Origin of the sequence: Paenalkalicoccus suaedae (assembly GCF_006965545.2) — a bacterium.
GTDB lineage: Bacteria > Bacillota > Bacilli > Bacillales > Salisediminibacteriaceae > Paenalkalicoccus > Paenalkalicoccus suaedae.
Map to the genome: position 1 here is coordinate 2,628,977 of NZ_CP041372.2, position 24,534 is coordinate 2,653,510.

The following is a 24,534-nucleotide window of genomic DNA, read 5'->3' on the forward strand; positions in this document are numbered from 1 at the left end:
AGCTTCTCCTCCAAATCATTTTATGGTTAAAGTAAAGAGGTAAACTCCTCTTCTTCTCTCTCTCTTATTTCCACTGTCTCGATCTTTGCTACGGTCTCATTCACAAGCTCTTCCACGTTCATAAAGCTCTCGTAATAGCGGATTTTTTCAAGCTTCGGCCGAGTTTTAGGATCTGCCGGCAAAAAAATCGTGCAACAGTCTTCAAATGGTAAGATGGATGTTGCATACGTATCTATTTCCCGGGCAATCTCAATCGTCTCTTGTTTATCCATTGTGACTAACGGACGCAGAACTGGCATCGTTGTCACGTCATTAATCGCTACCATACTATCAAGCGTTTGACTAGCAACTTGTCCAAGGCTCTCCCCATTTACAAGTGCTTTGTTGCCATTCTGTTTTGCAAACTGCTCAGCAATACGAAGCATGAATCGCCTTGTTACGGTGATCTCACAGTTGTCTGGAATTTGTTTATGAATCGCGAGCTGAAGCTCCGTAAACGGCACAAAATGCACTTTCACAGTTCCCGCATACTTTGTTAATTTTCTAGCCAAATCTTCTACTTTTTTCTTTGCCTGCGCATTCGTATAAGGAGGACTATGGAAATGAATGGCTTCTAGTGTTACTCCACGCTTTAACGCTAAGTAGCCTGCTACTGGACTATCAATTCCACCGGATAACATAAGTAATACATTCCCACTCGTACCGACTGGTAATCCTCCAGCCCCTTTTTCTGTTTGGCCTGTCACAAAAACGGCCTCTGAGCGAATTTCTACTTTTATCTCTACATCTGGCTTTTTCACATCAACCGTTAGCTTTTCCATTCTAGCTAGCACATAGCTACCTAACGTATAATTTAGTTCAGCTGAGCCGTGAGGAAATCCTTTATTTATTCGTCTAACATTTATTTTGAATGTGCCTGCACCATTACGTTGTTCAAGTGCTTCTTTTGTTAACGTATAAGCGGCTTCACACATGGCATCAACGTCAAAATCTACTTTCATTGCTGGACTAAAAGAATGAATCCCAAATACATGTTTTAGTTTTTCTCTAACATCCTCATAGGCCGTCCCATTAAGTAACACATAGAGTCTCCCAAATGAGCGTGTTGTTTTTACAGCTGGATATTCGCTTAAAGCCTCTCGAATATTCTGATCAAGCTGTCTTTCAAACTTTTTTCTATTTTTCCCTTTTAACGATAATTCCGCGTACCTTACTAACACGTGCTCATATTGCATGCTATCTTCCTACCTTTGCTAATGTCTTTAGTAATTTTTGCATCACGACAATAAAACAGTCTGCTTCCTCCATTGTACTAAATGAGGATAATGACACTCTAATAGCAGAGCTTGCAAGCTTTTCTTTGTTCATTGCCATTAATGCCTGGCTTGGCTTTTGGTGTTTCGAAGCACAAGCTGTTGTAGTTGATACATAGATATCTCTTTCAGCCAAAGCTTGAATGAGGACCTCTGGTTTAAGATTTGGGATAGAAAATTGCAAAATATGAGGCGCTCGGTCCGTTGGACTATTTATAATGACACCGTCCATGAGCGATAGTTTCTCTTCTAAAAACACATTTATCTCTCGCAATCTAGCTGTGGTCTCCTCCCGAGTTTCCTCAGCTAAACGCAACGCTTTAGCCATCGCAACAACGCCTGGCACGTGCTCCGTCCCAGATCTAACAGCCTCTTCTTGTCCGCCGCCTAGAATTTGCGCCTCCATACGAATAGATTCGTTCACAAGCAAGCACCCACTGCCCTTGACACCGTGGAACTTATGGCTTGAGATCGTGACTAAATCTATATCATCTAAACAAAGCGGCACCTTCGTGACTCCCTGTACATGATCGACGTGTAAGTAGGTGGTTGAAGAAGACTTTAATTTGTCTGCGAGCTCTTCGATATGATTTATCGTACCTACCTCGCTATTTACATGCACGACAGAAACTAAGATTGTATCTTCTCGCACCGCTGCCATGACTTCCTCTACAGATACTTTTCCAGTTTCATCTGGATTAATAACTGTGATTGTAAACCCTTCTGCTTTTAACGCTTCTGCTGATTCCAAAATAGAAGGGTGCTCCATGGCTGTTGTAATAATATGCTTTCCTCGATTAGCGAAAGACTTTGCTATCCCACGTAATGCAAGGTTGTTTGCTTCTGTCCCACCAGAAGTAAAATAGGCTTGCTTGCCCCTTGCTTTCATAACGTCAAGTATTTGCTTTCTCGCCTGTTCCATGAGGTTTCTACTCTGATGTCCTAGTGGGTGAATAGAGTTAGGATTTGCAAAATACGTTGTTGCTACTTTGAGGTATGTGTCCATGACCTCTTGTCTTGGCTTTGTCGTCGCACTGTTGTCAAAATAAATCATGTCTTTCTGCCCCATTCCGTTCGTATTCTCAACACGTTATCTTAGCATATATGGCGCCGAAAAAACATACATAATGGGATATGTTTTGACTAGGTTTGTTTGTTATATGAAAAACGTGTCCTGTTAAAAAAAGGATAGGGTAAGGAAGAGGCGAATAAGTAGAGGCATTTTTGGATAATGGAGCTACGTTTTCGGATAATGGAGCTACGTTTTCGGATAATCGACGCTCCGCTTCGGTTAATGATGCCATGTTTCCGGTTAATCAACGACCACTTTCGGTTAATGATGCCATGTTTCCGGTTAATCAACGACCACTTTCGGTTAATGATGCCATGCTTCCGGTTAATCAACGCTCCGCTTCGGTTAATGATGCCATGTTTCCGGTTAATCAACGCTCCGCTTCGGTTAATGACGCCATGTTTCCGGTTAATCAACGCTCCGCTTCGGTTAATGACGCCATGTTTCCGGTTAATCAACGACCACTTTCGGTTAATGACGCCATGTTTCCGGTTAATCAACGACCACTTTCGGTTAATTGTGCCTCATTTCCGGTTAATCCTCGCACAAAAAAAGACTGGGTCAGCGTGCCCCAGCCTAAGTATTTATTCTTCCGATACATCCAAGAGCGCCAATACGTCATCAATGGAAATGTTTGTTTCACCAAAAATAGTCTCTATATCACGTCGATTAAATCCGACTTCCTCTAATATTTGCTCATCGATTAGCCAATTCCCGTCCTCTTTATAGAACAATTCATCCTGATCGACGGCAAGATCTGCGTCAATAGGTGGCGTGGTGTCTTCTGTCACTTCTTCCTCAATAGGAATTGTTCTATTCGGCTCTCGCGGCTCTGCTACAATTGGTGTCAACGTTTCAGTCGTCGTAATAGTCGTTGGAGTTGATTCCGCAGACTTAAACTCATCTGCATAAAATACCCCTAAGTCAGGTACATCCATTTCTTCATCTCCGAGAAATAATACGAGGACTACTCCCCAAATCGATACACATGCGAGAATGGCAGCTCCTACGATGATGCGCTCTTTTTTCACGTGAATGGCCTCCTAAGATGATATATTAGTTCTATTATACCACATTATCTACGACCTAAACATGACTTAAGAATTAGATTGAGATACAAGATCTTTATCCTTTACTTTATCTAGTACATATGGATCCTTTGATTCTACCCCTTCAAGCGCTAATTCAAGGGCTTCTTCGTATAAATAGCTTCTAAAACGATCTTCTGCTTGAAGAAGTAAAATATGAATATGATCATGTGTACTTCTGTAGCGATTACCGTATTGAATTACTCGTTCAGCCATCGTAGCGAAATAAATCGTGTCCTCTAATTGTCCAATAGCACCTTCTACTTCATCTTCAGCTATTTGTAGCTTCCGCTTCACCTCTTGCATCGAGATGGGTGTCTGCTTGAGCTCTTCACTAACCTCCTGAAGAATGTCCTCTGCAGCATCCATCGTATGAACGAGTGTCTCTGGTATTCCAGGAAGGTTACTTCGCTTTAACGTGCGTAACCCACGAGTCATTTCTTGCTTCATATGCAATATTGCTTCTTCCGCATTTCGTTCATCACTGCGTAAATGACGGAAGTTTTCTTTTGACTGGGTGAGTTCTTGAGTGAATGCTTCTAGCTCTTCTTTGAATTCGTCCATTCTCTTCCTAGCTGTCGTAAATGTCTGCTTACGCTCTGTAATGACGTCATCCAAAACGGCAAATTTCGCTTGGATTTCTCTAAGCTCTTTTGTAATTTGAATGAGCTTACGATCATCCTCTTCCGTCAGACGATAATTCGCCTTTACAAGTTCCATTTCCGTTTCTAAATCTTGCAATAAGATAGGCAGTTGTTCCATTTTAGTTGCGACATCTATTCTCTCTGATTCCACTGCTTTACGTGCCAAGACCTCATGCTCTAGCTTGTCATAAATATCATTAATATCTGACTCAATAGTTTCAACTGGCTCTTTTACTTCTTCTATTTGCAGATTCACAATTAGAGGAAGTAGCATCTCATGTCGCTTTTCTATTTCTTCGACTTGCCAAGATGCCGAAAAATGTTCCATTGGGTACCCTTCTGCTGCCATTTCTTGCATACCAGCCTTTAAATCAGACAGCTGATTCGGAATTTCCTTTTGTGTCTTTAATAAGTAATGAGGAACTTCTTCGATAATTTGTTGACATTGATTCAACTGAGTCTCTATTTCTTGAAGCGTCTCTCGTGCCTGATAGTAGTTGCCTTCTTCTGTTTGTTCTTCAAAAACAGTAAACTTTTCTTGTACGTCTTTCAGTGTTTGTTCTAGCGCAGGAACCGCTGGACCAAGCGTTCCTTTTTGTACCCATAGCTTCTTTTTTGTCTCATCATAAAGCTCTTTCATGCTTCCGATATCGGACCGATTCTTCTCTTCACTATGTATGAGTTCTTTCACTTCTTTTACGAGTTGCTCCATATGTTGAGAAATTGCGAGTAGTTGTTCGTCTACTAATTCAAGCTCTTGCTTTGCACGAGAGAATCGATATTTATTCGCATACTCTTCGACATTAAACAGTTTTTCTTCCATATCGGGTAATTGAACGGTAACGATACTATCCCACTCTTCACGCCACTGCTCAAACCTTGCTTCTGTCTCTCCAGACATTTTTAAGCCTTTCATCTTAGAGAGCTCCTCTGTTACAGGCTTATTCATAAGCTCCATCTTAACAGCACCAAGCCGGTCCACTTCCTGATAGATTCGTTTTCTAGACAAAGCTCCATAGCCAATGAGTGCTGCAAGCACAACGACTACACCAATAATTACATATACTGTCATGAACTAACCCCCTAAGCTAACAACCTTTCGTTCTATTTAAAGATTATATATACTAGATTCATCTGTTAATCGCATTAATGCTTCATAATAACTATTTTTACGTCTGTCTCATATGTGTATTTTATCATGTATGAGACGGATTGAAACAATTTATTCACATTCCTGGCAAATTATTTTCAGACATAATGAAATGAGGGATTTAGATGATTACGTATGATCGGCATGTACACACACCATTTTGTCCACACGGCTCGCCTGACACTCTTCAGCAATACTGCGAAAGAGCAATAGAATTGGGGTTGAAGGAGATCTCCTTTACCGAGCATGCACCACTTCCTCCGTCCTTCAGAGACCCTGTGCCCGATCAAGATAGCGCGATGTCGTTACATGATCTCGAAGCCTATTTTACCTCTGTTGAAAAGGTGAAACAGGAGTATAAAGGTCGTCTACTTATTCGAACAGGGCTCGAAGTCGATTATATAGCAGAATTCGAGCATGAGACGAAGGCATTCTTAAACGAGTACGGTGATCAGCTCGATGATGGTATTTTATCGGTCCACTTTTTAAAGGTCGGTTCAATCTACGAATGTATGGATTTAAGTAAAGAGGCATTCGGGGAATTGGTTACGGCATTTGGAGGCGTGCAAAACGTTTACAAAGAATACTACCAGGCAGTTCTGAAGTCTATTCAATCAGATCTTGGAATCTATAAGCCTAACAGGATTGGCCACATGACCTTAGCTCGCAAATTCCAAGTCGCTCACCCCCGAAATTTTAATGATAGCTACTATATTTCAGAGGTACTGGAGGCTGTTGCAAAAAAAGGATACGCACTTGATTTAAATACGGCAGGCTTACGAAAGGAACACTGCCTAGAGATTTATCCCGATGAACAGATTCAAAAACAAGCCAAAGAGAAGCAAATCCCCCTTATTTATGGGTCGGATTCACATGATATTTCCACCTTAGGGGCTGATCGAGAAATAGTGGAGGGTTTTGCCACTACCTAATTTATACAATACTAGGTTCTCCAATATGAGCATCTAACCACTTACGGACAGTCTCAAAATAGCGATCTAAGAAATACGATTCGCTCGCAACCATGTAGTGCACTTCTCGAATATATTGAGAATGCAAAAACGGTAATGTTAATAGGCCACGAAGCTGAATAATCATATATTCGTTGACCGGAGTGATCATCTCTCCTTGAGCAAACGCCTCTTCTAACAAATAACGAAATAAGTGACGCTCCTTCGTTAAATACGATGACATAATTTCTCTTACTAAAATGGAGTCGAGCGTCATTTCCCGATGCACAAAGCGAGAGAGCACATCAAACTGTTGCTGAAAAAGGAGCATGGATCTACAGGCAGACTCCAGATGAGAGCGAATACTGTTGGTACTATTCGTTACTTTTTCGCATTCTTTTTCTAAAGCACCTATATATCCATCAAAAAAAGTAGTCATTAGCGTTTCTAAAAGTCCTTGCTTGCCATTAAAATGGTAGGATATTAGCGCTACATTAACCGTTGCACGAGATGCAATTTCACGCACAGATGTATTAGCATATCCTTTCGCATAAAATAGCTCTACAGCAGCTTCAAGTACTTTTTCTTTAGATGTCTTTCTCACATGCCAAAACCCCTTTCCCTCCGTCATGTTAAATTCGTATGAAGAGCAGAAAATCCTTTAATTTTCGCTCGACAAATCTTGACGGTTTTTATATTTATAAAGGTGTGCTATACTTTTCAAAAAGTTCGGAAAGGTGAGGGTATTATGTTTCAAGCACAAGCATACAGCGGTACAACGGAAGAGCAGTACAACCTTCTAGGCAAGCAATTAGATGCACTTCTTGATGGAGAGCAGGATACGATCGCAAATTTAAGTAATGCCTCTGCTTTACTTAATGCATTTTTAGATGATGTTAATTGGGTTGGCTTCTATGTGTGGAAGGATGACGAGCTCGTATTAGGTCCTTTCCAAGGGTTACCTGCCTGTGTTCGCATCAAATCAGGTAAAGGCGTTTGTGGCACTGCAGTCTCTGAAAGAAAAACGCAGCGAATCGAGGACGTGCATGCGTTCCCTGGTCACATTGCTTGTGATGCAGCCTCTAATTCCGAAATTGTTATCCCCTTAATTAAGGATGGCGAGATTTATGGTGTTTTAGACATCGACAGCCCTTCTAAAGCTCGTTTTAGCGAGACAGACCAAAAAGGATTAGAAGCATTCGTAGAAATCCTACAAAAACACTTATAACATATGTAAAAGCAGCGACCATTGGCCGCTGCTTTTTTACATGTGATTTTCTTTTTTTGTAGCTTGCGTCTTATTTTCTAATACTACTTTATTTCGGCCTGAGTTTTTGGCATGATACATAGCTTCGTCAGCTCGACCAAATAGCTTTGTTAAAGAAGGGACGCCATCGGCTTTTTTCCAAACGGATACGCCACATGACACCGTAACGGAAGGATTCGTCTTAGTAGGCACGAGCTCACGAATTTTTTCGGCAACATCATACGCGTACTCCATATCTACACTTGGTAGATATAAGGCGAGCTCCTCTCCTCCCCAGCGAACAGGAATATCTAGAGCATCCCTCGCAAGCATTTTAATGACTTGTCCGACTTGAACTAAAACAGCATCACCAATTTGATGACCGTGCTTATCATTAATCAGTTTAAAGCGATCAATGTCTAAGAGAATAAATGCCCCTTTCTCATCTTGTTCCATCGATTGTTGAACACGTTCATCCATGTGTGCACGAGTATAGAGGTTCGTTAAATAATCGGTTACAAGTAAGCTCTTCATCTCTTCAAGGAGCATTGCATTAACAAAGGCTAAGGTAGAATGATGGACCAGTGATTGACATAGCTTAAATGTTTCAAAGCTAAATGCATACATATTCTTTCCAAAAACAAAGGCTGCTCCAATGACTTCGTCATCGTGTATCATTGGGATACCAATAACGGATAAGAACGGAGGTTTTTCACTCTCTCTGCTCCAATCACCAATAAAAATTTCTTCTTTGCCATTTTGCATACGGTCAAGAAGTGGTTGCATGTGTGATCGCATGATATCGCTCATTAGAGTTTCTTCCGAGAGAGTAAAGCGATGGCTTTTGTTATACCATCTATCTTGGAACATCATAAACCCTACAGCATCAGCCTCAAAAACTTGTTTCATCTTCGCTTCCATAAAATGAACTGCCTCTGATATATCTCGATTCGCATTCAATTCATGTGCAGTTTGATTAATGATCTGCAGATCCTCAATATGCTGTCTTGACTGCTGATATAGATCCGCATTTTCAATGGCCATTCCACCCGTGTCCGTTAGGACTTGAATAAAGCTCAATTCTTCATCGGTAAACGCTCTAGCGAAAGGCGTCTTAATTTGGCAGACACCATAAATACCTTGCTTCCCTTTTAAAGGAACGTATACATGGGTTTGGCCGTTACCTCGAACTACTTGCGTTTGACCACTTAAATACGCCTGCGCAGCCTCGCCATCGCGATACGTCTGCAAATCAAGCGGTTTTACAGGTAATTCATCTGCTACTTCCCAGTCATGGGATAGAAATAACTGTAATCGGAACGAAGGATAAGCTCCCTTAATTGCTAGAAGTACTTCCTCTAGAATTTTGTTTACATCCATAGAAGAGTGGAACGTTTTATTTACTTTTAATAAAAGCTCTTTACGCATTTTTTCTTTTAACATTTTTTCTTGCACACGTAACGTTGCAAACCAAGGTGAGAACGAATGAATAAAGCTTGATATAGTATTTTTTTGCTCCTGCAAAAATGCGCTAAAGGTTGTGTGCACGCCAACAGCACCAATGATCTCTTTCTGCGACAATATAGGTAATAAAAAGATCGGTTCGCCAGATAGGAGGCCCTCCCAAGCATCTGCTTGCTCAAACTGAAGGTTATGGACTCTTAAAGGCTGCCAATGTGAAATTTCAATATCTGAAACAATATGTTCCTGTGGAGTTGCCTTTATAGACTCCAATGAAGAGGCTAATGGATGGAAGGTATTTGTCGCCTCTTCTTTTAAAAACAACGTAACTGGATATTCCTGCACGATATGTTTAAAGTAATGAATAAAACGTTCTGAGAAGCTTAATAAACTGTGGTCTTCAGACATTTCAGATAATAGTTGTAGCACAGCGTCCTTTTCTGCTTCTGCTTTGCGATGTACTGGCAACGTTGTTCGAATGAGAATGAGTAATGCTTTACGAATAGTCTCTGGAAGGAAGAGCACTTTGTCTGCATTTGTACCTTCTACAGTAACAATCATGGTATAGTTTTCTATTGTAAAGGGCTTTGATTCTTGCATAATATACGTAATAGAAGGGTCTCTGTCATCATTATTGGAAAACTTGTCCGATTGATGTTTCTCGGGAAGTACAGCACAAATAACCTGTTTGCGTTGGTCGAGGAGCCTAACTCGTTCATTCCCCGTTAACTCTCCCTCAGCTAGAAGGGAACAATATAGCTCTTCCATAATTGTATGAAGATGATCTGTTACGTGCGTATCCATGGAGGTCCCTTCTTTCTTATAAACTCTTATAGGTTATTATACCCCGAACTTCGTTTAGATACGTCTACTATTTTGAAATTAGTAGTCTTTCCTTTAATTTGTTTTTTAGACTTGACTTATTTCATCAATATCTATACACTGGAAGTTGTGCAAATAAGACAGCCATTGTAAACGTCATGAAGTACATTTCATTCCCGGATTCATTACGAGGGGTATTGCGTAACCTCTAGCTGTCGAGGCGAAGGTACCTAAAATGAAATGGCTACTTGAACGAGATTACTACGGTTTTATTTCACTAATCTATCATTATAAGGAGGAGTCAATTATGGCTCGATATACTGGCCCATCTTGGAAGCTCTCTCGTCGTCTTGGAATTTCTCTAAGCGGCACTGGGAAAGAGCTACAAAAGCGCCCTTACGGACCTGGTCAACACGGTCCTAACTCACGTAAAAAAGTAACGGAATACGGTCTTCAGCTACAGGAGAAGCAAAAGCTTCGTCACATGTACGGAATGAATGAGCGTCAGTTCCACAAATTATTCGAAATCGCTGGTAAAGCAGACGGTATCCACGGTGAGAACTTCATGATTCTTCTTGAGTCTCGTCTAGATAACCTCGTTTACCGCTTAGGTCTTGCTCGCACTCGTCGTGCAGCACGCCAGCTAGTTAACCACGGTCACGTAACTGTAGAAGGATCTCGCGTAGACATCCCATCTTTCCGCGTGAAGCCTGGTCAAACAATTGCACTTCGTGAGAAGTCTCTAAACCTAGACGCTGTTAAAGATGCTCTAGAAGTAAACGACTTCGTTCCTGGATTCCTTGAGTTCAACGAAGACAAGCGTGAAGGTACGTTCGTACGTTACCCAGAGCGTTCTGAGCTTCCAGCTGAAATCAATGAGCAGTTAATCGTTGAGTGGTACTCTCGTTAATAGCTTGTTACTAAAAACGCTAGCCAAATGGCTAGCGTTTTTTTGTGTCTAGAAGTATAAGAAAAAGGATGATAGTAGAGTAAGAATAGCCCCTACAAAGAAGGGTGTGATAAATGGTACGTTATTATTCCCCTGCTTCTTGCCAACGTACGCTCCATTCGAAGCTTGAGATGTAGCCGCTTCCCCGAGTGATGATGCTCCTCCACCCCATGCGATGAAGCCACCAACTATACTTGCAATGAAAACGACGTTTGCCAATAGAAAATCGAAGAAATAGGAAATGCCAAATGATATCCCGTATAAAACAGCGATCATTCCTATTACTTTTAATGCATAGTTCATATGTATACGTCTCCTTTCCTTTTTACTTAGTAACATATACGAATTATCTCATGAAAAGTTCCCTTAAAATAGGAATTTGCTTCATTCGATTGGTAGTGACAGTTAACCTGTATGTGTACATGAAAAAAGGCACCTCCAATTTCTATGGAGAATGCCTTTTTACATGAACATAATTCGCTTATGCTTGTGCCCAATTAATTAAGAAGAACTTCTTTTTACCACGTCGAACAATCGTGAATTGACCATCTAACTTATCCTCAGCAGCGACCATTTTTTCTAGATCCTGATGACGATCTCCATTCACGTATACAGCTCCGTTCGTGATATCCTCTCTAGCTTGACGCTTCGAAGGCGATATCCCCGCCGCCACTAGTAGGTCCACTAATAGAATCTCTTCCTCATGAACATCATAAGAAGGCACCTCCTTAAATCCTTCTTTAATTTCTTTCCCAGTAAGCTCCTTTAAATCACCTTTACCGAACAATGCAGCGGAGATATTTTGAGCGGATTGAAGCGCCTCTGCTCCATGTACGAACGTTGTAAGCTCTTCTGCTAAACGCTTTTGAGCTGCTCGTTCATGCGCTCGCTCTGCCACTTCTACCTCAAGCTCACTAATTTCTTTCTCATTTAAGAAAGTAAAGTACTTTAGGAATTTAACAACGTCACTATCCTCTGTATTTAATAGGAATTGATAAAACTCATACGGAGATGTTTTTTCTTCGTCAAGCCAAATAGCATTTCCTTCGGTCTTACCAAACTTCGTTCCGTCTGACTTGGTTACTAGTGGAATCGTGAAGCCAAATGCTTTTGGTTTTTCTCCTTCTTCTTGTCCGTTCATGCGACGAATTAGTTCAAGTCCTGCTGTGATATTGCCCCACTGGTCACTACCGCCGATTTGTAACTTGACGCCCGCTTCCTTATTAAGGTGATAAAAATCGAACGATTGTAGAATTTGGTAGCTGAACTCGGTAAAGGAAATACCGTCTTTAATACGTGACTCGACAGAATCCTTCGCAAGCATGTAGTTAACACCAAAATGCTTTCCTACATCGCGTAAAAAGTCGATGACAGACAGTTGCCCAATCCAGTCATAGTTATTAACAAGCGTTGCTTTATTTTCGCCAGTAAAATCGAGATGACGCTCTAATTGACCGCGGATCTTATCACTGAAGTGTTGCACGACTTCGCGCTCGTTTAGGGTGCGCTCCGCTTTTTTTCCACTCGGATCACCGATGAGCCCTGTCGCCCCACCTACTAATGCTACTGGCTTATGACCAGCTAGCTGAAAACGACGTAGCATAATGATCGTTAATAGGTGACCGATGTGGAGGCTATCTCCAGATGGATCGAATCCACAGTACAACTTCACTGATTCTGATTCAAGTAATTCTGCCAATCCTTTTTCGTCTGTACTCTGATTTACTAACCCTCTAAACTGTAGATCTTCTAATAATGTCATTTCTTCACCTCATTAAAATAGTTTATTGCACAAAAAAGCCCCTTGCCTATAGATAGACAAGGGACGAATTATCGCGGTACCACCCTAGTTAAGAGACATTGCTCTTCACTCGATATAGCTTATCGCGCTACTGACGTTCTATGTTTCCATAGAAATGCTCAAAGGACGTAATTCACGTTGGCCACTACACTGGTTCTCAGCACCACCAGCTCTCTTGAGTAGGAGGACCACAGCTACTGCTTCCTTTTCATTGCACATCATATATCCATAGTCATTTATACACAAGTATCGGCTCGATGTCAATATCGTGTGTGTGGAATTGGTCACATTCTTGTCGAACCTTATGATAATTACTACTAGACACCTATATGTAAGGAGGGTAATTGTGCTATAATATGGAGGACTTTTAGGAGGTTAAACTATGAGCAACCCATCTCGATTTTCTTTCTTTCAACGTCGTGAAGCGAAGCTCGTTACGAAGAGCGTTCGCGTAACGTCTGCTGTTTTTTGGAACTTATTCTTATTATTCTTCACACTTGGTGTCATTATGCTTGCCTTTGTTGGTGGCGCAGCAGGCGGGTATTTTGCCTCGCTCGTTGAAGATGAGCCAATTCGCTCATTTGAAGATATTGAGCGAGAAATTTATGACTACGAAGAATCGACAGAATTATATTTTGCAGGTGATGATTATTTAGGCGACTTACCGAATCCGATTGAACGTCGGGAAGTTAGCTTAGATGAAATCTCTGAGCATTTGATTCATGGTGTTATTGCAACAGAGGATGAATATTTTTACGAGCACGATGGCATTGTACCAAAAGCTTTATTCCGTGCGGTATACCAAGACTTCTCTAATGCTAGCACGCAAACGGGTGGTAGTACACTCACCCAACAATTAATCAAAAACCAGATTTTAACGAACGAAGTTACCCATGACCGTAAGGCCGTGGAGATTTTGCTTGCCATGCGAATTGAACAACACCTCGAAAAGGATCAGATTTTAGAGGCATATCTAAACATCGTTCCTTTCGGTAGAAACGCCTCTGGTCGTCAAATAGCTGGCGTGCAAGCAGCGGCACAAGGTATTTTCGGTGTGGATGTGAGTGAGTTAAACATTCCACAAGCAGCATTTATTGCAGGTCTACCCCAAAGTCCTTTTGCCTACACACCATTCGATGGTAATGGAGATGTAAAAGAGGATTTAGACTCCGGTTTAAATCGAATGGAGACCGTATTAAGTCGTATGCTTTCACGTGGGTATATTACAGAATCCGAATACGAAAATGCTTTACGTTACGATATTCGGGCAAACTTAACGGAGCCTGAATCAAGCAGTATTCAAGACTACCCTTATGTCGTAGATGAAGCTCGTCTTCGTGCGATGGAAATTTTAGTTGATATCTTTATGGAACGTGACGATGTCAACCTCGATGAGATTGAAGATACGGAATCAAGACAGCTGTACTTCCAACGCTATTGGGAAGAAGCATCTAGATCGATTTCGAGAGATGGATATCGCATCCATACAACGATTGATCGAGACATTTATGAGGCTCAAGAAGCAGCCGTAGAAGCTTTTACATTCGATGATAGAAGCGCTGGATCTGTGACAAACGAGGACGGCGAAGAAGTTCCTGTATTCGACCTTGAGCAGGTTGGATCGATGCTGATGGATAACCGCACTGGTGCCATTATTAGCTTTATTGGTGGACGCGATTATTCTTACGAGCAACAAAACCACGCATTTTACAAGCCAATGCTCGGCTCAGGTACGAGAAGAAATACAGGTTCGACTATGAAGCCGATCACGTATTCTATTTTAATGGATCAGGGGAGATTGCAACCTGGATCTATAACACCGGATTTCCCTTATGACTATGAAACGAATGGTAATCCAGTTTACAATTTCAACAACCGTTATGCCGGCATTGTAACTCTTCGTGAAGCGTTACAACGCTCTTTCAACACTCCTGCAGTAAGGACGTTTTATCCTTCTATAGGTGAAGAAGCTACTTATCAAAAAATGGTGAGATTCGGATTTGGTCCTTATTTATCAGGCTACTTGAACGAGTCAACTCCATTAGGTACAGTTGGCACAAGTGTGGAAGTTAATACAGCAGCTTTCTCCACGTTTGCTAACGGAGGAAATCGACGAGAAACGTATATGATTTCTAAAATAGAAAATTCTAGTGGAGAAGTATTATTCGAACACGAGAACGCTCAAACAGAAGTTATTTCTCCACAAACTAGTTATTTAATGCTCGATATGATGAGAGATGTATTGGCTGGATCTGGTACAGCATCAAGACTGCCAAGTATGTTAAACTTCTCAACTGACTTAGCTGGTAAGACTGGTACATCTAACTCATTAATTGACTATTGGTTTGTAGGAACAAACCCTAACTTCACAATGGGTATTTGGGTAGGTTATGGTGACGAGAGCGTTCGTTTATCTAATGAATTCAATGGTCAAAGCTACGGCGCTCGAATTCAACAGCTCTGGGCTTCCTTAGCTAATGCTGCTCATGAGATTGATCCAGAATTTATGGATCCTGAAGAATCCTTCACACAGCCTGAAGGTATTGTCAGTCAAACAATCTGTGGTATTTCTGGTTTATTACCATCTGACCTATGTCGCGAGGCAGGTCTTGTAACGACTGACTTATTTAACGCTGAATTTGTCCCTACTCAAGTAGATGACAGCTTAGAAAGAGTTCAATATGTCACGATTAACGGGGAATCGTATCGTGCATTAGAGTTGACTCCAAGTGAGTTTACTCGTTCAGGGGTCTCTGTTGACGAAGAGTACTTTGACTTTGCAGGCGGTGACATGTCAGACATTATCCCTGACGGATGGGACAATATCATTCCTGATAGAGAGGCGCCAAATAACGGACGTACTCCAGGAGCACTTGCTTCCGTTAACACGGGTAGTGGCAACGTAGTCTGGGGCGCGCACCCTGACAATGATATTGTCGGATATCGCGTGTATCGTTCACAAAGCTCTGGCGGAAGCTATTCTGTTGTAGACAGCATTCGCTCTGGCGAAGATTTACGTTACTCTGGCGGCTCTGGATCATACTACGTAACAGCTGTTGATTCTGCTGGTCGTGAATCAAGCAGAAGTAATACGGTCATGGTAGGGTCCTTCTCTTCTCCGGACTCTGGTAGCGGTGGATCCGGAGGTTCTGGAGGTTCTGGCTCATCAGACAATGATGACTCAACCAATAATAACGATGCACCAGAGTCTGGCGACGGCTCCTCAAACGGAGGAGGTAATAATGGCGGTGATAGCAACCCTGGCGACGGGGACTCCGACGGCGGTGCTAACACTGGTGGCAACAGCGGAAATGGCAATCCTGGCGGAGGTAATTCCGGTGGTGGCAACTCTGGCAATCCTGGAGGCGGTAACGGCGTCGGGAACAGCAATCCTGGTGGTGGCAATTCCGGGAATCCTGGTGGTGGCAACGGCGGCGGGAACTCCGACGGCGGAGATGCTAATTCCAACGTTTCTAATGTGAACAACTCATCTAACAATTAATGAAAAGTAAGGCTGGGACAAAAGCAATTATGCTGTCCCAGCCTTTTTTATGTTCAACACAGGCCTTGATATGTTCCTAATTTGGATTTTATGTGCTTTATTTGCAAGTTATGGACTTTGCTCTCTTTTGGCATGAGGTTATGTTCCCTATTTGAATTTTATGTGCCTTCTTTGAAAGTTATGTTCCTCATCCAGTTTTAATGTGCCTTATTTGCAAGTTATGGACTTTGTCCTCTTTTGGAATGAGGTTATGTTCCGCATTTCGTAGTTATGTTCCCTATTAACATATTATGTGCCTTATTTCTCCTTTATGGACTTCGTACTCCACACAACACAAGCACCGTTTAGAAAAACCAAACCAGCATTGCAAAGATTTACTTATGCTCTAGAAGCAGCCTGTTAATGATCCGCTCATCCCTTTCAATCATTTATAAAGTCACTTCAATAACCCGTTTTCCCTTCCAATTAGCAGAAAAGCCTCCCTCCCCCTTAACGCTCTATCTACCACAAATAATCGTCCCACCTTAACATCTTTAAGAGGAAAATATATGGTATAGTTATGGTAGTTCGCTTAGAAGAAGGTGGGGGGATTTCATGAAGCATAATAAGACATTTCACTCTGTTACTATTCGTGCAAAGGATGGCAAGGAGTTTATTGTAGAAGGTCCCATATCACGTGAAAGCATGGAAACGTATAGCTTTGATGAGGAATTAACAGCATTTAGAACTCCTCAAAAACAGTATGAAGCTTTGCTTGATGTTGTTGAATTACCTGAAAATAGACTTATCGTTGCTCGTGACGGTGACAAAATCATTGGCTATGCCGTTTACTTATATCCGGATGAAATGGAACGTTGGAGCGAGTATAAAAAGGATAATTTAATTGAATTAGGCGCAATCGAGGTTGCCTCAAGCTATAGAGGTTATCAGTTAGCAAAACACATCTTAAAAGTAACGATGATGGATGATGCCGTTGAGGACTATATTATTATTACTACCGAATATTATTGGCATTGGGACCTTCGTGGCACCGGGCTCTCCATTTGGGATTACCGCAGTGTCATGGAGAAGGTCATGAAGTCTGGCGGTTTAGAATGGTTTGCAACGGACGACCCTGAGATTTGCTCGCATCCCGCTAACTGTTTAATGGCGAGAATCGGCGCTCGCGTATCTCCTGACTCTGTCCACGAATTTGACCGAGTCCGTTTTAAGAGTCGCTATATGATTTAAGGAAGGAGGTTTATTACTATGCAAATTAAAGAGATGATGACAAAGGTACTGCACACCGTTACAAAGGATACGGATGTACGCGAGGCTCTCGCCACTATGGAACAGCAAAGCATCCGTCATTTACCCGTGCTTGATCAAACAAACTCTCTTATAGGGATTCTCTCGAAGCTCGACATCGTACATATGGAAGGCACTGTCGGCGACGTGATGTCTGCATCGGTCATTACCACTCATCCGACTGATTTTGTTGAGGACGCTGCAGCATGGATGCTAGATAATCACATTCACTGCCTTCCCGTTTTAGAAAATGGGGAGTTAGTTGGGATTGTGACAGACACAGACCTTTTACACACCATTATTACGTTGACTGGAGCAAATAAACCTAGCTCTCGAATTGAATTAGAGGTTGAGAATGAGCCTGGTCAGCTTGCCTCAATAACGGCAATTACACGAGATCTTGGATTTAATATTCAAAGTATTTTTGCTATTCCAGGTCAAAAATATGGACGAACAAGAGTCGTAATCCGTCTCCAATCTATGCACGTTCATAAACTTGTTGAGACCTTTAATACGGAGCAGTATACCGTTTTATGGCCACCTACGTTAGGAGCTGATCATCTATGACACACAGCGCATTCATCTTTTCTCCCGAACAACTAATGTATAAATTCCATGATAATCATCCGTTTAACCAGCAGCGCTTATCGATTACAACGGACTTATTAATAAAGAGCGGAGCGCTTAGAGAGGATCAAATCATTCCCGCACGCAAAGCCACACTTGAGGAGCTTTTACTCGTTCACGATGAGGACTTTGTCTCAGCCGTCATGAGCGCACAAGAAGGCCAGTTAAAGTCAGCATTTAAAACAAAGTATGGATTGGGTACTGAGGATACTCCTACTTTCCCTATGATGCATGATGCAGCGTCTTGGCTCGTAGGGGGTACGCTTCAAGCGTGTGACTTAATCTTTGAGCATGGCTATCAACATGCGCTTAACTTAGGAGGTGGTCTACACCATGGCTTCAGAGGCAAGGCATCTGGTTTTTGTGTGTATAACGATAGCTCCATTGCGATCGAATATATGAAGAAAAAATACAATGCGCGTGTGCTATATGTCGATACAGATGCCCATCATGGTGACGGCGTTCAGTGGGCTTTTTACGAAGATCCTGATGTTTGTACATTGTCCTTCCACGAAAGCGGTCGTTTTTTATTCCCTGGAACAGGCGGTGTGACAGAGCGAGGTCATAATAAAGGGTATGGAACATCCTTTAATGTTCCCTTCGAAGCATTTTCAGAAGATAGTAGTATGCTAGAGGCATATGAGAAGGTGTTGCGTAAAGTCATTGAGGCGTTTAAACCAGATGTTATTTTAACGCAAAACGGCGCTGACTCTCATTATTTTGATCCACTTACTCACTTATGTGGCACGCTTCACTACTTTCATGAGATCCCAAAGCTAGCGCATAAGCTTGCTCATGAGTATTGTGAGGGCAGATGGATTGCAGTTGGCGGTGGCGGTTATGATATTTGGCGAGTGGTGCCACGCGCATGGGCTACAATCTGGCTTGAGATGACAAATCAACAGAACATTAGACAACAGCCAATCCCACAAGAATGGGTACAACAATGGCAAAAGGATGCTCCAGTTACCCTCCCGACAAGTTGGGACGATCCACCTGGACTTTACCCTGCCGTTCCTCGGAAGAAAGAAATAGAAGAGAAAAATAATAAAATAGTCGAGCAGGCGTTAAAGTTGATTTCTGAATCGCACGTAGAGTGAGGCGTTGGCTTGGGAATGGGCGCCACGTTTTTATTTAGGGGGAGCGAGTGAGCTTAGGTTCACTCGTTTGCCTTTTTTGCTTTTGAAAGGTCGGCGGTTTCAGCTTACGCTATTCCCCCTTCAACTTGCGCGGTTTTTTTCGCCTTGCGCAGTCCGCGCTGATTTTCACGCGGTTGACCCCTACTTTCGCGCGATCAGCGCCTCAGCTTACGCTATTCCCCCTTCAACTTGCGCGGTTTTTTTCGCCTTGCGCAGTCCGCGCTGATTTTCACGCGGTTGACCCCTACTTTCGCGCGATCAGCGCTTCAACTTACGCAGTTCCTCCTCCAACTTGCGCGGTTTTTTTCAGCTTGCGCAGTCCGCGCTGATTTTCGCGCGGTTGACCCCTACTTTCGCGCGATCAACGCCTCAGCTTACGCAGTTCGCCCTTCAACTTGCGCGATTTCTCCTTCTACCTATATAACGCGCCCTTCCCCCAAACCAAAAAAGCAGAAGCCACCTAAGCCCCTGCTCGATTCAAACTATTCAGCTTGCAAATAATGATCCACAATTAATGCTGCCCGCTTCGCGGATTCCGTCACCCAAGACGTAAAATCAGCTGGAGCGTCACCGTTTGCCTTATCCGAAATAGATCGCAAGATGACAAAGGGCACGTTGTGTACAAATGCTACTTGGGCAACTGCAGCGCCTTCCATTTCTACACAGTCAGCGCCGAAATCGTTGTGAAGCTCCTCCACCGTTTCTCGGCTAGCGATAAATTGATCACCACTTACGACTTTGCCCACAATTACGTTCGTATCAGTCACTCCAGATGCAATGGATGAAACTCGCTCAACAAGCTTCGTATCTGCTTCAAAAATGGATGGCCCATCAAACATTGGTATAGTACCTTTTGGGAAACCAAGCGGCGATGCATCAATATCGTGCTGTTGACAGACTGACGAAATTACCATATCGCCAATATTAAGTGACGGGTTACATGCACCTGCTACTCCAGTAAATAAAATCTCACTCACATGATAACGATCGATGAGTTTTTGTGTGGCAATAGAGGCATTCACTTTCCCTACTCCACATTTCGTAATAACGACATTGCGTCCCTGCCATTCCCCTTGTAAAAAGGTAAGTCCTGCAATCGTTTCTTCCGATTGGTTAGCAAGCTTCCCTTTAAAATGAGCTATTTCTTCATCCATTGCCCCAATTATTCCGATCATAATACTTCCTCCCTTTTAGAAACAAAGTAAAGGCTGCCCAAGATTCGGACAGCCTCCATGTATTAAAATAAATCGCCCTCTTCGTAAGATGGATCCGAGATTACTATCACAACACGACGATTTTGTTGCAGGTTGTCTTCTGTTGTATTTGGGACCACTGGTCTTGTATCTCCATAGCCGACCGCAATAAAGCGACGCGGATCTAAAGCAAAGTCATCGACAACGTAACGTATAACGCTACTTGCTCTCGCTCCAGACAGCTCCCAGTTCGAAGGGAATTGTGCCGTATTGATTGGGCGTGAGTCCGTGTGACCTTCCACCTTCACTAAGTTAGGCATTGAGCTTAATAATGTGCCTACTTTTTCTAAAAAAGGCTCTGCTTCTTCAATTAATACGGCGCTCGCTGATTCAAATAACGTTTGCTCTTGAAGAACGAGTACGACTCCTCTATCATCTCTTGAAGCAGTAATTTCTTCGGTTAATTCATTTTCTTCTAAGAATTCCTGTACCTCTTCAAGCACCTCATCAAGCTGCTGATTCATCTCTGCCTCATCCATCTCCATAAACTCTTGGAATGGATCAGTCTCTTCTCCAAACGGATTATCTCTTACTTCTCGATCCTCAGCCGGATTTTCGAACGGGACAACGGAAGGAAAGAAATCAAATACGGCTCGATCTTGGAAAGAATCTGCTATCGCACGGAATTTCGTTGCATCGACGACAGACATAGAGAAAAGTAAAATGAAAAACACAAGAATGAGCGTTATCATATCCGCAAAGGTAACCATCCATTTTGGAGCGCCTTTGTCTTCTGATTGCTGTCTGCGCCTATTCATTTTCTACCGACTCCTCTGTGCCCTCCTCTTTTGCTTTTGAGTTAGATGGTAAAAAGGCACTTAGTTTCTCTTGAAGAATCTTAGGGTTTTGCCCAGATTGAACGCCAATAACACCTTCAATAATGATTTGCTTGACGAAAACTTCCTCTTCTGTGCTTATTTGCAGTTTATTCGCCATTGGAATAAATACAAGGTTAGCTAAAAGTGATCCGTATAGGGTTGTAAGTAACGCAACGGCCATGTTCGGACCAAGAGTCGATGGATCATTTAAGTTTTGTAGCATGAGTACAAGACCTACTAACGTACCAATCATTCCCCAAGCAGGAGCATAATCGCCGGACTTTTCAAGGATGAGGCGACCTTTACGGTGACGCTCCTCCATTGCTACTACTTCAGCCATCATAATGTCTTTAATTATATCCGGTTCAATTCCATCAACCGCAAGTAATACTCCCTTTTCAATGAAAGGATCTTCTACGTCCTCAAGACCCGCTTCTAGAGCTAATAGCCCTTCACGACGAGCCTTAGTTGATAAATCGACGAACGTATCAATGAGCGACTGTAAGTTATGATTTCGCATGCGAAAGGCTTCTAATAGGACCTTCGGCAATAGCTTCAGCTCATCTAAAGAAAAGTTAATCATTAGTGCGGCAAATAATCCCCCAAAAACGATCAGAATGGAAGCAATTTGAATAAAGTCTCCAATTCCACCTTCTCCTGCTGAACTAGAAAAAATAGCGAAAAATATTGCTGTTAATCCCAAAAAGATTCCTATCGGTGTTAAAATGTCTGTTTTTTTCATCGCTCTCTCCCCACCACAGTAGTTCTCCAACTAAGCTTTGGGAGTATTACCTATTACTCTGAGTCTGAGAAAGAAGTGGAATGACGATATTCAATACGGTGAGGAAGGACAACTGCGGGATCTGTCACTTCTTCTTTATTCATGTACTTCGTTAAAAGTCTCATGGATACAGCACCAATATCGTACATAGGTTGAACGACAGTAGTTAACGTTGGACGGACCATTGTCGCTAAACGCGTGTTATCAAACCCGATAATGTCAAAATCTTGAGGGATCGAGTAACCAGCGTCTTGTGCGCCGTGGATAAGGCCTAAAGCCATTTCATCCGTCGATGCGAAAATTGCCGTTGGTTTTTCCTCAAGCTTTAATAAAGATTCCATTGCTTCCAGACCAGAGTCATACGTATAGTCACCAATTACGACTAAGTTATCATCCACTTCAAGAGATGCCTCTTGGAGTGCAGCTTTATAGCCTGAAAACTTCTCGTAGCCATTAATCGGATCTTCTAGCGTACCGGATAGCATCGCAATCCGCTTATGTCCCTGACGAATGAGCGCATCCACTGCATCCTTCGCTGCATGCTTGTAATCAATATTGACAGATGGGAATTCCTTCTTCTCATCTAGAGTGGCGGATAATACAACCGGCACTGGAGATTTTTTAAATGCTTCTTCATGTTCTTTTGTGATCTCTCCGCCCATAAAGACAATACCATCCACCTGCTTCTCTAGAAGCGTGTTGATTAAGTGAATTTCTTTTTCTTTATTTTGGTCGGAGTTACTTAAGATGATGTTGTACTTATACATTGTCGCGATATCTTCAATCCCACGAGCCAATTCGGAAAAGAAAATGCTAGAAATATCCGGAATAATGACACCAACAGTCGTTGTCTTCTTACTCGCAAGTCCACGTGCAACAGCATTAGGGCGATACCCTAAACGCTCAATTGCCTCTAAAACTCGCTTTCTCGTCGTTGGCTTTACATTTGGATTACCGTTTACAACTCGAGATACAGTTGCCATTGATACTCCAGCTTCTCGCGCTACATCATAAATAGTGACATTCATGCTTGCTCCTCCTCTAACAGTATACATATTTTGGTTTTCATTTTTTCATAATGTACTGTTATGATACGACACTTTATAGAGGTGCGCAAACTATACATTATATCGACAAGTATCGTCCGCACCTAAAGTATTTTGACAGAAAAACTCAATATTTTTTCTGTCTATTGTGAATAAGTATCGTCATAACTAAATAAATATAAACCATTTTCCCAAACAAAAAAGGGTGACCAAACGTCTTATTGACCGTTGTGCCACCCCTCTTATTCTAATGAGACACTTTTCTAACTTTACTGCTTAATCGATAGAAGTGTCAAGCCTCATTACTTGATTGTGACTTTACCAGGCTTATATAAACCAGACTCTTCAAGCTTGGCTAGGAACTCCTCGAACTGCGGAATATCCATTTGCTGTGCAGAGTCAGATAGAGCAACCGCTGGATCTGGGTGAACCTCTGTCATCACACCATCTGCTCCAATAGCAAGTGCTGCTTTAGCCGTTGGTAGAAGAAGATCACGACGTCCTGTAGAGTGCGTCACGTCTACAAATACAGGTAGATGCGTTTCTTGCTTTAAGATAGGCACAGCAGAAATATCTAATGTATTACGAGTCGCTGTCTCGTACGTTCGGATACCTCGCTCACAGAGAATAATTTGTCCGTTACCACGTGAGTGAATGTACTCAGCAGCATTAATGAATTCTGCAATCGTAGCCGATAAGCCACGCTTTAATAGAATTGGCTTGTTTACGCTACCCGCAGCTTTTAATAGCTCAAAGTTTTGCATGTTACGTGCGCCAATTTGAATCACATCTAGGTAATCGACAGCTGTCTCAATATCATGAGGTGTTACAATCTCACTGATTACAGCTAGGTCATGCTTGTCTGCTACTTCTTTTAATATCTTTAGTCCTTCTACTCCAAGACCTTGGAAGTCGTAAGGAGAAGTACGTGGCTTGAAGGCACCACCGCGAAGAAGCTTTAGCCCTTGCTTTTTGACAGCTGCCGCTACTTCATCTACTTGCTCAAAGCTTTCAACGGAACATGGACCAACGATCAGTCGTTGCTGACCATCTCCAATTTGTTCGCCTTTGATATCAACAATTGTATTCTGTGGATGATTTTTACGAGACACTAATAGCGCTTTACTATGATCATCCTCTTGTAACTCTAAGCTTGCTTTAAAAATTTCTTTAAATATATGCTGAAGCGTCGAAGTTTCGAATGGTCCCTCGTTCTTCTCCGCAATCTCATCTAACATTTTACGTTCTCTTACTGGGTCAAAACGATTTAGTCCTTGGGATGCTTTTACTTTACCAATCTCCTGTGCAATCTTTCCTCTTTGAGCGATAAGCTCAACTAGCTGATCATTTACCCCATCTAACTGCTTTCTCAACTGCTCTAATTGTTCATTAGCCATAAATAAAAACTCCTCTCATTTGCTGACAAGTCATCGTTGACTTCGAATTTAATGTTATTATATAGGATAAAGAATCAGATGTCACGAACTTTTCTTTATTAGTTAGACGCTTTTAAGCGTTAAAGTGATAAAAATACGCTTACAATGCCTACCTGAAGGCATTTCTTATTTTTTTATTTCGAAAAAAA

20 protein-coding genes and 1 other annotated feature are annotated in these 24,534 nt (G+C 42.1%); of the genes, 7 read left to right on the forward strand and 13 right to left on the reverse strand.

The window, feature by feature from the left end; genetic code table 11:
• Window positions 1–26: 26 nt before the first annotated feature.
• From thiI to FLK61_RS14205, 4 genes are all read right to left on the reverse strand, one after another.
• The gene (thiI, locus tag FLK61_RS14190) at window positions 27–1,235 is read right to left on the reverse strand and encodes a tRNA uracil 4-sulfurtransferase ThiI (protein ID WP_176010047.1); all 1,209 of its coding nucleotides are present in this window, start codon (window positions 1,233–1,235) and stop codon (window positions 27–29) included.
• A gap of 1 nt (window position 1,236) precedes the next feature.
• Window positions 1,237–2,367 (reverse strand): cysteine desulfurase family protein, encoded by a 1,131-nt coding sequence (locus FLK61_RS14195; RefSeq protein WP_176010048.1) that lies wholly within the window; start codon window positions 2,365–2,367, stop codon window positions 1,237–1,239.
• Window positions 2,368–2,969: 602 nt separating this feature from the next.
• Complete coding sequence (locus FLK61_RS14200; RefSeq protein WP_176010049.1) at window positions 2,970–3,416, reverse strand: hypothetical protein; 447 nt, start codon at window positions 3,414–3,416, stop codon at window positions 2,970–2,972.
• A gap of 66 nt (window positions 3,417–3,482) precedes the next feature.
• Complete coding sequence (locus tag FLK61_RS14205) at window positions 3,483–5,189, reverse strand: septation ring formation regulator EzrA (protein WP_176010050.1); 1,707 nt, start codon at window positions 5,187–5,189, stop codon at window positions 3,483–3,485.
• Between the two features lie 203 nt (window positions 5,190–5,392).
• On the opposite strand from FLK61_RS14205, the gene hisJ reads away from it, so the two are divergent.
• Window positions 5,393–6,199 carry a histidinol-phosphatase HisJ gene (gene hisJ, locus FLK61_RS14210; RefSeq protein WP_176010051.1) on the forward strand — a complete coding sequence of 269 codons (807 nt, stop codon included), beginning with the start codon at window positions 5,393–5,395 and terminating at the stop codon, window positions 6,197–6,199.
• 1 nt (window position 6,200) lies between these two features.
• Here the strand turns inward: hisJ and refZ are convergent, their stop codons facing one another.
• Window positions 6,201–6,821, reverse strand: a complete 621-nt coding sequence (gene refZ / locus FLK61_RS14215; protein ID WP_249777601.1) for a forespore capture DNA-binding protein RefZ — start codon at window positions 6,819–6,821, stop codon at window positions 6,201–6,203.
• A gap of 144 nt (window positions 6,822–6,965) precedes the next feature.
• On the opposite strand from refZ, the gene FLK61_RS14220 reads away from it, so the two are divergent.
• A complete protein-coding gene (locus FLK61_RS14220) occupies window positions 6,966–7,445 on the forward strand; it encodes a GAF domain-containing protein (RefSeq protein ID WP_176010053.1) in 480 nt (159 codons plus the stop codon).
• A gap of 36 nt (window positions 7,446–7,481) precedes the next feature.
• On the opposite strand, the gene FLK61_RS14225 is transcribed toward FLK61_RS14220, so the two are convergent.
• Window positions 7,482–9,728, reverse strand: a complete 2,247-nt coding sequence (locus FLK61_RS14225) for a sensor domain-containing diguanylate cyclase (protein WP_176010054.1) — start codon at window positions 9,726–9,728, stop codon at window positions 7,482–7,484.
• 325 nt (window positions 9,729–10,053) lie between these two features.
• On the opposite strand from FLK61_RS14225, the gene rpsD reads away from it, so the two are divergent.
• Window positions 10,054–10,656 (forward strand): 30S ribosomal protein S4, encoded by a 603-nt coding sequence (gene rpsD / locus FLK61_RS14230; RefSeq protein ID WP_176010055.1) that lies wholly within the window; start codon window positions 10,054–10,056, stop codon window positions 10,654–10,656.
• A 48-nt stretch (window positions 10,657–10,704) separates the two neighbouring features.
• Here the strand turns inward: rpsD and FLK61_RS14235 are convergent, their stop codons facing one another.
• Window positions 10,705–10,998 (reverse strand): hypothetical protein, encoded by a 294-nt coding sequence (locus tag FLK61_RS14235; protein ID WP_176010056.1) that lies wholly within the window; start codon window positions 10,996–10,998, stop codon window positions 10,705–10,707.
• A gap of 178 nt (window positions 10,999–11,176) precedes the next feature.
• Window positions 11,177–12,457 (reverse strand): tyrosine--tRNA ligase, encoded by a 1,281-nt coding sequence (gene tyrS / locus FLK61_RS14240; protein WP_176010057.1) that lies wholly within the window; start codon window positions 12,455–12,457, stop codon window positions 11,177–11,179.
• A gap of 56 nt (window positions 12,458–12,513) precedes the next feature.
• Window positions 12,514–12,717 (reverse strand) — a binding site (T-box leader).
• 161 nt (window positions 12,718–12,878) lie between these two features.
• Between tyrS and FLK61_RS14245 the strand changes: the two genes are divergently transcribed.
• From FLK61_RS14245 to FLK61_RS14260, 4 genes are all read left to right on the forward strand, one after another.
• Window positions 12,879–15,998, forward strand: a complete 3,120-nt coding sequence (locus FLK61_RS14245; protein ID WP_217706292.1) for a transglycosylase domain-containing protein — start codon at window positions 12,879–12,881, stop codon at window positions 15,996–15,998.
• A 594-nt stretch (window positions 15,999–16,592) separates the two neighbouring features.
• On the forward strand, window positions 16,593–17,228 hold the full coding sequence (locus tag FLK61_RS14250; protein WP_176010058.1) for a GNAT family N-acetyltransferase: 636 nt from the start codon (window positions 16,593–16,595) through the stop codon (window positions 17,226–17,228).
• A gap of 18 nt (window positions 17,229–17,246) precedes the next feature.
• Window positions 17,247–17,852, forward strand: coding sequence for a CBS and ACT domain-containing protein (locus tag FLK61_RS14255; RefSeq protein ID WP_176010059.1), 606 nt, complete (start codon window positions 17,247–17,249; stop codon window positions 17,850–17,852).
• Complete coding sequence (locus tag FLK61_RS14260) at window positions 17,849–19,012, forward strand: acetoin utilization protein AcuC (RefSeq protein ID WP_176010060.1); 1,164 nt, start codon at window positions 17,849–17,851, stop codon at window positions 19,010–19,012. The genes FLK61_RS14255 and FLK61_RS14260 overlap by 4 nt, the downstream gene beginning before the upstream one ends.
• Window positions 19,013–19,533: 521 nt before the next feature.
• On the opposite strand, the gene FLK61_RS14265 is transcribed toward FLK61_RS14260, so the two are convergent.
• The 5 genes from FLK61_RS14265 to FLK61_RS14285 form a co-directional block, all read right to left on the reverse strand.
• A complete protein-coding gene (locus FLK61_RS14265; RefSeq protein WP_176010061.1) occupies window positions 19,534–20,226 on the reverse strand; it encodes a 5'-methylthioadenosine/adenosylhomocysteine nucleosidase in 693 nt (230 codons plus the stop codon).
• Window positions 20,227–20,288: 62 nt separating this feature from the next.
• Window positions 20,289–21,062, reverse strand: a complete 774-nt coding sequence (motS, locus tag FLK61_RS14270) for a flagellar motor protein MotS (RefSeq protein WP_176010062.1) — start codon at window positions 21,060–21,062, stop codon at window positions 20,289–20,291.
• Window positions 21,055–21,864 (reverse strand): flagellar motor protein MotP, encoded by an 810-nt coding sequence (gene motP / locus FLK61_RS14275; RefSeq protein ID WP_176010063.1) that lies wholly within the window; start codon window positions 21,862–21,864, stop codon window positions 21,055–21,057. The genes motS and motP overlap by 8 nt, the downstream gene beginning before the upstream one ends.
• A 53-nt stretch (window positions 21,865–21,917) precedes the next feature.
• The gene (gene ccpA, locus FLK61_RS14280; RefSeq protein WP_176010064.1) at window positions 21,918–22,931 is read right to left on the reverse strand and encodes a catabolite control protein A; all 1,014 of its coding nucleotides are present in this window, start codon (window positions 22,929–22,931) and stop codon (window positions 21,918–21,920) included.
• A 320-nt stretch (window positions 22,932–23,251) separates the two neighbouring features.
• Entirely contained in the window at window positions 23,252–24,346 is a 1,095-nt protein-coding gene (locus FLK61_RS14285; protein ID WP_176010065.1) for a bifunctional 3-deoxy-7-phosphoheptulonate synthase/chorismate mutase, read from the reverse strand.
• Between the last annotated feature and the right edge of the window lie 188 nt (window positions 24,347–24,534).